Below are 10,975 nucleotides of genomic sequence, written 5' to 3'. Positions count from 1 at the left end.
CAGCATCCGCACCACCACCGACCAGACCGAGTCCTAGACTCGGCAACACCGCTCACTTTTCAAGCGCCGGGAACGACCAGCTTTGGAGCGCCGTCGACAGCAAGTGCGTCGTCGCACGGCGGCACCGTCAAGCCGATCCACGGCGCACCCCTTTGCAGCAGTCCGTATTCCGCCGCACCATCCTCAACCCCTGGTTTCGAGTCGTCCTCAGGTCGAATCCTTCCGTGCCGAACCCTTGAAAACGATGACGAAAGCATGAATACTGGTTCGTGCAATGGGGAGTATCCCCGTGGCGGGCTTCGTCAACACGGTGCCAACGGCTCCCGGAGCCCGGTCCCGCCAGGGACGGGAGAGACCATCCGCAGCGAGACGTAGGAACGGCTCGCCGAGATTCGGGTGGCGTCCATGATGTTCAAGATTCAGGTCTCCGGTCGGACCCAAGGGGCGTGGCCAACCTGGTTCGCCTCTCCAGGTGGTCGTCTCGTCAGTGCGGTCCGACGCAGGGTCGTAGCGACCAAACCGCGGACGCCCCGCCAGCGGTGGGTATGACCGTTCCGGCGAGCGGCTCCGTCACTGGCGTCGCTGGCGGGCAAGTGCCGAGAGGGGTACTGCGATGGCCTGGACCCTGATGGCCTGGGCCGTCGTCATCCTGCATCTCGCGTTCCTGGTCTTCCAGATGCTTGGCGCGCTCCTCGCCCGCAAGTCGCGGGTGTGGTTCGTCCTGCACCTCGCCGTGGTGACGTGGGGGGTCGGCATCGTCATCACTCAGGGCAGCTGCCCGCTGACGGTGCTCGAGAAGGACCTGATCGAACGCGCCGGCGGCACGCCGTACGCCGGTTCCTTCCTCGACCACTACATCTTCGGCATCCTGCTCCCAGACGGCACTCAGACCTTCGTGTACGCGACCCACCTTGTGGTCATCCTCGCGACGTACGCCTATGTGGTGTGGCGGCTCCGGCGGCGTTCGGTGCAGGGTGCCGGTGATCGAGCCGCGACGGCGAGCGGGAGCTCGCCGGGCGCCGAGCCCGGGTGATGGACACCGCGCTGGCGGACCTTCCGGCAGGGCCCGGGCCCGCGAGTCGGCCCGGGCGTTCGTACGACGAACGCGTCACCACGCGTGTCCTGTGGCTGACCTGTGCGGCCGTGGTGGCGGTTCGCGCGGTCTTCGTGGCCCAGCCGATTCGTTCCGATGAGGGCGGGTACCTGCATGCTGCGCGCCACTGGGCGCCGGGCGAGGGCGAGTTCGTCTACGGCGACTTCCACGTCGACCGGCCGCCGTTGCTGATGGCGTTCTTCCGCCTGGCAGCGCTGTGGGACAGCGACGCGGCGATCCGGGTCATCACGATCCCGGTGGTCGTGGCGATCGTGCTGGCGACCGCTCGCGCCGCCTGCCTGCTGGCTGGCCAGTTTACGGCGAGGTGGGCAGCGGTGGTGACGGCGGCTCTGATGTGCTCCCCGGCGCTGGCGGCCGATCAGGCCGACGGCGTGATGTTCGCGCTTCTGTTCGTCATGGGCAGCATCGCAGCGATCCTGCACGGCTGGCGAGCAGGTGACCTCCGCACGACCGTCGGCTGGGGGCTGGTCGCCGGCGTGCTCGCTGCCTCGGCGCCGCTGGTGAAGCAGAACTTCGTCGACGCGTTCGTCTTCGCCGGGGTGCTGATCGCGGTCTCGGCACTGCGGCAGCCGTGGTCTCGGACGCGGCTCGGCGCTCTGGCCGCCGGCTTCAGTGCGGGCACCGTCGTCGTCGTCGCAGCGCTGGCGGCGTGGATTCACCTGGAGGGCGTCGCGGTGGACGTGATGTGGGAGGACGTGATTGCCTTCCGGGTCGAGGCGGGACAGGTGCTGGCCGGCTCCCACCACTCGGCACCGATGGAGCGTGCTCGGCTCCTCGTGGTCGCCGCCGTGGCCAGTGCGGCCGTGCCTGTATTGGTGACCTGGCTGGTGTGGGCGCTGCGTCGGCCGCGCTCGCTCGCGGCCGAGCACTGGGCCCTGCTCTCCCTGCTCGGGTGGAGCGCGATCGGCATCGTTCTCGGGGGGAGCTACTGGCTGGACTACCTGCAGGCACTGGCTCCCGGCGCGGGCCTTGCCGCCGCTGTGGTGATCGCCGGCGGTGGCACCGGGCGGCGGTTGATGCGCGGGCTGGCGTTGTGGGCGGCGGTCGCGTCACTGGGGGCAGTGGCCACCACCACGCTCGCCTACCAGGCCTCGCCGCGGGCGTGGTACCCCCAGCTCATCGGCGGGTGGGTGGCCGATTCCGCCGAAGAGGGCGACACGATGGTGGTCGCGTACGGGAACTCCCAGGTCGTGGAGGCGGCCGATCTGCCCACGCCCTACCCCTACCTGTGGAGCCTGCCGATGCGGACCCTCGACCCGGAGCAGCAGCGCCTCGAGCGCTTGCTCGACGGACCCTCGAGGCCGACGTGGTTCGTCGTGTTGAACGGGCTGAACTCGTGGGACATCGACGACGACGGCCGACTCCGCTCGCTGATCGAGAGGCACTACGGGCCGGCCGCCACCATCTGCGGGTATGACGTACTGGTCCGTACTGGCGTCGAGCGGCGACTCGTCGAGGTTCCGAGCTGCGCCGGAGCCAGTGGTGAGCTCCCGTGATGGAGGTCAGCCGGCAAGGGTGCCGGCGAACACCTGCCACGACAGTGCCGACTTCGCAACCAGGCTGAGCAGGATGTAGATGCGCTCACCGAAGAGGTAGTCGCGCCACCGTCCGAGGCCGCGGTACTGCAGCCACTGGTTCAGTGCGAAGACGTTGAAGAAGATGAAGAGCGACACGAAGATGCCGTAGACGAAACCGGGAGGCTCGGCGCCCGAGGTGGACTGCGGCGACACCAGGTAGACCGTGACCGCGAGCCACGGAACGATCCCGGCGACACACCCGAAGATGAACGGCAGCCAGCCGCGCGAGCCCGGGTCCTCGTAGTGCTCCTGGAGCCACCCGAACAGGATCATCGAGGCGTTGACGCCGAACAGCGCCACCAGGGCTGCGACGTCGGAGATCCCGACCAGCTGGGCGATCAGCACGATCATCAACGACGAGGAGAGGGAGTACTCGATCCAGCGAGCCCGGTTGCGGCGTCGGGCGAGGTCGGAACGGTAGCCGCCCCACCAGGACGTTGCGACGACGACGTGCGCCAACGCGGACAGCAGGAGGAACGCTGCCACCGCAGCCCCGGTCGGAACGTCGAAGAGGACGACCTGGTCCTCAGGCGTCGTTCCGGGCGGGCCGGCGAGGTAGGTCCCGGTGACCGGGAGTGCGAAGCTGGTGGCCAGGGCGAGGACCGCGACGGCCTGGGCGAGGTGGAGCACGGCTGCTACCAGGTTGTCGCGTCGCAGTGTGGGCGCCAAAACTTCCACTTCGGGAGCAAGCGGATCGGCAGATGTTTCGCGGTACTGGCCGCACATGGTCGCTCCTCGTGAACGGGCTTGACTTCCGAAGTGTGCTTCGTGAATACTCTAGCGCATGAGGGGAGTACCCCACCCTCGCCGACATCGACAGTTCGACCGGCCCTGCCCGGTCCGGTGCGGCGGTCGCCAGGTCCACGGACCGGGCGACGGGGGAGACCTCCAACGTCACGCTCGACCGTTGGTCGAGCGGTCACGCTGGAGGTAGAGCTGTCATGGATGTCCCCTTCTGGGCCTGGGCGGCGGTCCTGGCCGTCATCGTCGTGATGCTGGCGATCGACCTGTTCGCCCACCGCACCGCTCACGTCGTAGGTGTCAAGGAAGCAGCGATCTGGTCCGCGGTCTGGGTCAGCCTCGGCCTGGCATTCGGCGGCATCGTCTGGTGGGCCTACGGCGCCCAGGCCGGCGGCGAGTACTACGCCGGCTACCTGATCGAGAAGTCGCTGGCCGTCGACAACGTCTTCGTCTTCGCGCTGATCTTCACCTACTTCGCCGTCCCCCGGGAGTACCAGCACCGGGTCCTGTTCTACGGAGTCCTGGGCGCGCTGGTCTTCAGGGCGATCTTCATCGCCGGCGGCGCGGTACTGATCGAGAACTTCGCCTGGATCCTCTACCTCTTCGGCGCCTTCCTCGTCTACACCGGCTGGAAGATGTTCCGCCACCGCGACGACCAGATGGACCTCTCGCGCAACAAGCTGCTGGCACTGGCCAAGAGGAAGATCCCCTCGACGGAGGAATACCACGGCCAGAAATTCTGGGTGAAGCAGGCCGGCAAGTGGGTCGCGACGCCGCTGTTCTTCGTCCTCGTCATGGTCGAGACCACCGACATCATCTTCGCCGTCGACTCCATCCCCGCGATCTTCGCCGTCACCCAGGACCCGTTCCTCGTCTTCACCAGCAACGCCTTCGCCATCCTGGGACTGCGCGCGATGTACTTCCTGCTCGCCGACCTCATCGACCGCTTCATCTACCTCAAGGCCGGCCTCGCCGCGATCCTGGTCTTCGTCGGCATCAAGATGCTGCTCCTCGACATCTACAAGGTCCCGATCTGGCTCTCCCTCAGCGTGATCGCCAGCTGCATCACCGTCGCGGTCATCGCCAGCCTCCGCGCGACACGCGACCAGGCCAGGGTCGCGCCCAACGCGACGCCGGACCACGCGACCGACGAGGACGAGGTGCTGCGATGAGCCCCCGCACACGTCCCAAGGCGGGCGATTCGCCGGTGGCCCTGCGGACCAGGGACATCGCCGACCTAGCCATCACCTCCGGCTACCCGTGCATCTCGGTCATCCTGTCCACCAAGCCGGCCGCTCGCATGACCCGGGACGACCGGTCACGACTCAACGACCTCGTGGTCGACGTGGAGCGTCAGCTCGCCGAGCGGAACGTGACCAATCGATCCCTGCTGATGGAGAAGCTGGCCGATCAGGTGGACAGTGCGATCGATCACTCGACCGACCGGGGGTTGTGCATCTACGTGAACAGGGCGGTCGCCCGCTCGTTCCGGCTGCCGCAGTCGGTCACCTCTCGGGCGGTGGTGGAGAGCACCTTCGCCACCCGGCCGCTCATCGCGGCCCTGCACCGCATGCCACCCCACGTGGTGCTGCTGCTGCACCCCACGTGCGCTCACCTGTACGCCGCCGAGGATGGCGGCCTGCGGCCTGTCGGACGGTACGAGCCGTTTGGCGGGGGGCGACCGATCCGGGTGCCAGGCGCCGGCCAGGCCGGCGCGGCCGGGGGCCGGGCAGAGCTGACGGCCAGGTTCCTGCACGGAGTCGACCGGATGCTCGGGGACTACCGGGCCGACCACCCGAGCCCACTTGTCCTGGTGGGTCCACCGCGGTTGCTCGACGAGTTCTGCACCTTCAGCGGCAACCTGGAGCGCCTCGCCGGCCGGGTCGACGACCGCGACTGCGCCACAGCCCTGGACCTGGCCCTGGCCGGCATCACATCGGTCGAGGCGTACCTGCGCACACGACGCGACGACGCACTCGAACTGCTGCGCCAGGCCGAGGCGGATCGACCCACGGACGTGGCCTCGGGCATCGAGCAGTGCTGGCGGACCCTCGGACGGCGTCGACCCGCGATGCTCCTGGTGGAGGAGAACTTCATCAGTCCGGGCACCACGGCACCCGGACACCACGTTGCCGCCAACGTCACAAGGGGCGCCACGGGGAGCGCCTCGGGAGACGCCACAGGGGAGGCTGGTGGGCACGTCTCGGGAGCCGCCGACGTGCACGACCTGGTGGACGACCTGATGGAGCAGGTGATCCTGCTGGGCGGCCAGCTGGCGCTGGTCGCCGACGGCGACCTACGAGCCCACGACCGGATCGCACTCGTTCTACGTCGCTGACACCTGCCACTTGACCCGGCACGCCGATTCACGTAATGTAGTTCGTAAGAACAACAAAACCTGAAGGGGAGTACCCCACCAACCGGCCATCGTCACTCCGGTCGCCCTGCGACCCGGTGGCCGACCACACCTCACGAGGTGCGGCGGGGAAGACCTTCCGACCACTGTCGGGAGGCATTTTCTGTGGACACTCACCTACTCCGTGACCGGCTACTCGATCGGCGCTGCCCATCGAGCCGGGTCTGCACGTCGGGGATGCAGCGATGACAGCCCTGACCGCGACCCGCACCGAGCTGCTGCGGCGTCGCACAGCGATCGCCTTCACGGCCCAGGGGCGCGACCTGCTCGTCGACAAGCGGATGGCCCTGGTGCGCGAGCTGCACCGCCTCGACGCAGACGTGTCCGCCGAGCGTGAGGCCGCCGCCGTCCTCGCCCGTGAGGCTCGCGCGCTGCTCGACGAGAGCACCGCCGAAGAGGGCCCGGCCGCCGTCGCGGCGGTCGCGGCGGGTGCGGCCACCGGCGTCGTCGCCCTGCGCGAGGACCGCATGGTGGTCGGCGTGCGAGTCGTGACGGTGCAGGCCGGGGACGTGCGACGGACGGCCGAGGAGCGCGGCGCGGCACCGGCCCTGGTGGCACCGTCGATCGAGGCGGCGGCCGAGGCCTACGAGCGATACCTCGAGCACGTGCTGCGCTTCGTGGCCCTCGAGGCCACCGTGCGCCGGCTCACCAAGGAAGTGGCCCGCACCACGCGCCAGGTCAACGCGCTCGAGAACGTCGTCATCCCCGGACTGCAGCAGGAGGCCGCACACATCACCGCGGTCCTCGAAGAGCGCGAACGTGAGGAGCACTCCCGCCTGAAGCGGGCGCGGGAGCGACGACGCGTCCCGCAGGACCGACCGGCACAGGACCATCCTCCCGTGCCGCGACCCCACGAGGAGGAACGGCGATGACGCAGATGCAGGACCCGGCCGCGATGCGCCAGGTGCGCGAGCTCGAGCGGCTCATCGAGGCCCGCCTCGAGGAGGCACGCCACAGCCACGACCGCGTCGACGCGGTCCGGCAGCAGGCGGAGTTGCTCGTGGCGGAGTCCGCCGCTCAAGCCGCCGCGGAGGCCGACCGCCTGTCCGCGCGCATCCTGCAGGAGGCGCGCGAATGGGTGAAGGCCGACGAGGCTGAACAGCAGCGGATCGGTGCCGAGGTGACGCAGCGGGCCATGCGCCTACGGGAGGAACTCGTCACCGCCACCGTCTGCGCCGTCCTATCCGTCGCCCCGACCGTGACTCCGACGATGGCCCCGGCCGTGGCCCAGCGGGCCGACCGGACCCCAAAGGCGAACCGATGATCCGGCGACTGCACCACGTCCAGCTCCTGGGCCGACGCGAGCAGCTGCTCGAGACGGTCGAGTCGCTCCAGCGAGCCGGGGTCGCAGAGGCGACGCCATCCGGGGCGCCAGCCGGGGCGGCATTCGGGGCGCCGACCAGCAGCGGGGACAAGGTTGCAGACCCGGTTGCAGACCCGGTTGCGGACAAGGGTGAGGACCCTATGACCAGGCGCGACCTGCTGTCGCGGGTGCAACGCCTGCTGGAATGGGCACCGTCAGATGCCCCGCTGGCACGCGAGTTACCACGCCCGGGCGCGGACGCCGCACCGGTGGACCCGCGCGACGCCGACGTCGACATCGCGACGCTCGAGCTCGAGGTCGAGTCCCTGCGCGGGGCCCACGCCTCGCTAGAGGAGGAGCGCGACAGTTTGGCGCGCTACGTGGACGTCCTTACCCAGCTCGAAACCCTCGTGCCGGAGCTGACCTCGCTCTCCGATGCCGAGCTCGAGCTGCTGGGACTCGCGATGACCGCGCTGGTGCTCGACGACCCGGCCGGGTCCGTGGTCGGACTGCTCGAGACCCAGCTGCGGCAGCTCGTCGGCGACGGCTTCATGTTCCGCAGCACCGACGCCGGCCGCACCCGCGGCTGCCTCCTGGTGGTGGCCCGCGACCGGCTGCCCGAAGTCCTGGGTCTCATGGGCGCGGATGAGATCAGCCGGGTCGAGGTGCCCGAGGACTACGCCCACCTGTCCCTGCACACCACGCTCGTGCAGATGCGCGCACGCCTGGTCGACCTCCAAGACGACCTCGACGCGATCCGCGCCGACCTCGAAGCGCTCTGGCTCCGCGAGGCCCCACGGCTGCGCGCCGCCGAGCATGCGCTGCTTGTGCTGACCGAACGCGACGCCGCGGTCGCGACCGCCTCACTCTCCGAGCGCACCTTCCTCCTGCGCTGCTGGATCCGGGCGGACCGTCGCCGCCAGGTCCGCGAGCAGCTCGACCGCGACGGACTCGCCGACGTGGCCGTCGTCAACGCCCCGGCGGGCGAGGTCCCCGGCCCCTCCCCGGTGGAGCTGACCGGACGCGCCGCATGGTCCCCCTACCGCCGCCTGGTCGGGTTCCTCTCCTGGCCCTCCCCGAACGGGCTGGACCCGACCGGACTGATGGCGATCTTCTTGCCGTTCCTCTTCGGTGTCATGGTCGGCGACGTCGTCTACGGCGCCGCGCTCGCCGGCATCGGCTGGTGGCTGCGCCACCGGGCACGCACGCACGACCGCGGCGGTGTGGAAGGCGGGGTGATGGACGACGCCGGCCGCGTCCTGATCGCCGGCGGTGCGTGGGCGGTGCTGTGGGGCGTGATGTTCGGCGAGGCGCTCGGCAGCCTCGGCAACATGTGGGGGATGCCGGCGCTGTGGTTCTACCGCGGCGGACCCGAGGCCCTCGAGCCCCTCCTGCTCTTCGCCGTCGCCCTCGGCTGGTCCCACATCGTGCTCGGCCTGACCCTCGGCCTGGTGACCGCGCTGCGCCGTGGCGACCGGCACCGCACCCTCGAGGTGGGCGGCACCCTGGCCGTCCTGCTCGGCGCGACCGCGGCCATCGCGGCCGCCATCCTGAACGCCCCCTCGTGGGTCACCCTCGCCGCGCTGGTCCCCGCCGTCGTGGGACTCGTGGCCACCAGCTCCGTGCACGGCCCCATCGGCGCCCTCCTCGGCCCACTCGAGCTCATCGGCACGGTCGGCAACGTCTTGTCCTACCTCCGGGTCGCCGCGGTGGGACTCGCCTCGGTCTACCTCGCCAACGTCGCCAACGAGCTCGCCACCGAGCTGCCCCTCCTCATCGGACTGTTCGTCGCCGTCCTGCTGCACCTGCTCAACCTGGGCCTGGCGGCGTTCAGCCCGATGGTCCAGGCCCTGCGACTGCACTACGTCGAGTTCTTCAGCAAGTTCCACGACGGCGAGGGCCAGGCCTTCCAACCCCTCGGCGCCCACGGGGCCCTCAACCCCCGCGCACTCCTGACCCCACCCCGCGACCGACCGCTCGGCCCACTCCTCACCCCAACCTTCGACCCGGTCGGCGTCCCGCCGCACGGCACCACCAACGGCGTCCGCATCGCCGACGCCACCCACGAAAGGTGACACACATGGAAACCGGACTCATCGCCCTCGGAGCAGGACTCGCCGTCGGCCTCGCCGCCCTCGCCACCGGCTACGCCCAGGCGCGCATCGGCGCAGCCGCCATGGGAGCCATCGCCGAGAAGCCCGAGCTCGCCGGTCGGGCCATCCTGCTCGTGGCCATCCCCGAGACGCTCGTCATCCTGGGCTTCGCGGTCGCGGCCATGATCGTGCTCCTGCTGGGCGGCTGACATGACCCTCCAGGCGCTGCTCGAGACCATGGAGCACGACGGTCGTCGCGACCTGGCCGACGTGCTCGCCCGGGACGAACATCGCGCCCGCGAGATCCTCCGGGAAGCCCACCAGGCGGCCGAGCGCGACCGCCTCGGCATCCTCACCCGAGCCGAGTCGACCGCCCGCGACCAGGCGCTCCGCGTCCGCTCCACCGGGGCAGCCGCGTCCCGCGCCCACGTTCGCGAGGTGGTCGACGCCGAGCTCGAACGGGTGCGCACGGCTGCCGGAAAGGAGCTGCAGGAACTGGTCGGCACAGGCCACGGGACTGCGGCCACGCTCGACCTCCTCGACGAGGCGATGGCTCTCCTGCCCTCGGCCACCTCCTGCACGGTCGATCCGGCCCACCTGGACGCCGTACGCCGCCACCGGCCCTGCCTCGTCGTGGAGACTGGACCCGTGGGGGTCGGCGTCGTGCTGCGCGACGCCCAGGGGCGAGCGGTGCACAACACCGCCGAAGGACGCCTTGACGCGGCGTGGCCGCTGCTGCGCCCGGTGCTGCGCGACGCGGTGTGCGAACCGCACCCGGAAGTGGACCCCGAAGCGGACGCGAAAGCTGACGCGGAAGTGGTCCCGGAGGTGGACCCGCGATGACGGCACCGCTGTACGTCGCCGGCTCGACGGCCTTGCGGGCCCGGATGTCGCGCCTGACCCCGGACGGAGCAGGCCAGGGTGATCGCGAGGAGAGCGAGGAGATGCGTCGGCTGCCGCAGCTGTTCGTGGGCGAGGCACGCGCGGTGGCACAGGTGCTGACCGGACGACACGACCTGCGCGACGCCCTCGCGCTGCTGCGCGGCGCGGCCTCGGGCCTCCCGCCTGAAGACCGGCTCCGGGGGGTGCGCGCGGTCGGTGCCATCACCCCCGAGCGGGCCGCCGAGCTCGCCCACACGCGGGACGAGGCGGGCGTCGTCGCCCTCCTCGAACGGCTGCGGCTGCCGACGCCGGCCACGGCGGCGGCCCTGCCTCGGCTGTGGTCACGCTTCGAGCTGCACCGCGACGTCGAGGAGCTCGAGCTCGCAGTGACGGCCACGGCGCACGCCGAGTGGGGCGAACGCGCGGCCCACCCGCGTTCGCGTCCCGTCGCGGACCTCCTCGCCCGCGAGCGGGACCAGCGCAACCTGCTCATCGCGCTGGCCCGGTCGGACGTCGACCCCGGCCGGCTGATGCCGCTCGGGCGCCTCGGCGTCCGCGACCTGGAGCACGCGATCACTGGGCGCTGGGCTCCCGTTCTCGGCGTCTACCCACGCTGGCGGGCCGCCGCAGCGGCGTACGAGTTGCACGGGGATCTCGGCCATCTCGACCGGGACCTGCACGACGAGGCCACCGCCGGCGCCGCCGCGCGGCTACGTCGCGGCGACGCCGAGAGCGCCGACCCGCTGGTGGGCTACGTGCTGCTGCTCGAGGAGCGTGCCCGCCGGCACCGCCGAGCCGGACTGATCCTCGTCACCGGCGGAGCGGACCGGAGGACCCCGTGACGAACGC

At 70.6% G+C, this 10,975-nt stretch carries 11 protein-coding genes; 10 read left to right on the top strand and 1 reads right to left on the bottom strand.

The features are described 5' to 3' along the window. Positions 1 to 613 precede the first annotated feature (613 nt). Together ASG88_RS07060 and ASG88_RS07055 are read left to right on the top strand one after the other, a co-directional pair. Complete coding sequence (locus tag ASG88_RS07060) at positions 614 to 1,033, top strand: DUF2784 domain-containing protein (RefSeq protein ID WP_056886726.1); 420 nt, start codon at positions 614 to 616, stop codon at positions 1,031 to 1,033. 110 nt (positions 1,034 to 1,143) lie between these two features. Then, a complete protein-coding gene (locus ASG88_RS07055) occupies positions 1,144 to 2,610 on the top strand; it encodes an ArnT family glycosyltransferase (protein WP_157559608.1) in 1,467 nt (488 codons plus the stop codon). A 6-nt stretch (positions 2,611 to 2,616) separates the two neighbouring features. Here the strand turns inward: ASG88_RS07055 and heR are convergent, their stop codons facing one another. Beyond that, complete coding sequence (heR, locus tag ASG88_RS07050) at positions 2,617 to 3,417, bottom strand: heliorhodopsin HeR (protein WP_162259821.1); 801 nt, start codon at positions 3,415 to 3,417, stop codon at positions 2,617 to 2,619. A 215-nt stretch (positions 3,418 to 3,632) separates the two neighbouring features. Between heR and ASG88_RS07045 the strand changes: the two genes are divergently transcribed. From ASG88_RS07045 to ASG88_RS07010, 8 genes are all read left to right on the top strand, one after another. Next, positions 3,633 to 4,604: a TerC family protein gene (locus tag ASG88_RS07045; protein WP_056886723.1), complete on the top strand. Its 972-nt coding sequence runs from the start codon at positions 3,633 to 3,635 to the stop codon at positions 4,602 to 4,604. Next, entirely contained in the window at positions 4,601 to 5,770 is a 1,170-nt protein-coding gene (locus ASG88_RS07040) for a hypothetical protein (RefSeq protein WP_157559607.1), read from the top strand. The genes ASG88_RS07045 and ASG88_RS07040 overlap by 4 nt, the downstream gene beginning before the upstream one ends. A 263-nt stretch (positions 5,771 to 6,033) precedes the next feature. Continuing rightward, a complete protein-coding gene (locus ASG88_RS07035; RefSeq protein ID WP_056886721.1) occupies positions 6,034 to 6,720 on the top strand; it encodes a V-type ATP synthase subunit D in 687 nt (228 codons plus the stop codon). Further along, positions 6,717 to 7,112 carry a hypothetical protein gene (locus ASG88_RS07030; RefSeq protein WP_056886720.1) on the top strand — a complete coding sequence of 132 codons (396 nt, stop codon included), beginning with the start codon at positions 6,717 to 6,719 and terminating at the stop codon, positions 7,110 to 7,112. Before ASG88_RS07035 ends, ASG88_RS07030 begins: the two co-directional genes overlap by 4 nt. A gap of 200 nt (positions 7,113 to 7,312) precedes the next feature. Beyond that, complete coding sequence (locus ASG88_RS07025; RefSeq protein WP_162259820.1) at positions 7,313 to 9,226, top strand: V-type ATP synthase subunit I; 1,914 nt, start codon at positions 7,313 to 7,315, stop codon at positions 9,224 to 9,226. Positions 9,227 to 9,231: 5 nt separating this feature from the next. Next, positions 9,232 to 9,453: an ATPase gene (locus tag ASG88_RS07020; RefSeq protein ID WP_053208071.1), complete on the top strand. Its 222-nt coding sequence runs from the start codon at positions 9,232 to 9,234 to the stop codon at positions 9,451 to 9,453. A 1-nt stretch (position 9,454) separates the two neighbouring features. After that, complete coding sequence (locus tag ASG88_RS07015; RefSeq protein ID WP_056886718.1) at positions 9,455 to 10,087, top strand: hypothetical protein; 633 nt, start codon at positions 9,455 to 9,457, stop codon at positions 10,085 to 10,087. After that, the gene (locus tag ASG88_RS07010) at positions 10,084 to 10,968 is read left to right on the top strand and encodes a V-type ATPase subunit (protein ID WP_056886717.1); all 885 of its coding nucleotides are present in this window, start codon (positions 10,084 to 10,086) and stop codon (positions 10,966 to 10,968) included. Before ASG88_RS07015 ends, ASG88_RS07010 begins: the two co-directional genes overlap by 4 nt. Positions 10,969 to 10,975: the final 7 nt, after the last annotated feature.

The organism is Nocardioides sp. Soil777 (assembly GCF_001428425.1).
In the GTDB taxonomy this organism is placed as follows: Bacteria; Actinomycetota; Actinomycetes; order Propionibacteriales; family Nocardioidaceae; genus Nocardioides; species Nocardioides terrigena.
This window is presented reverse-complemented; position numbering and strand designations above follow the sequence as displayed.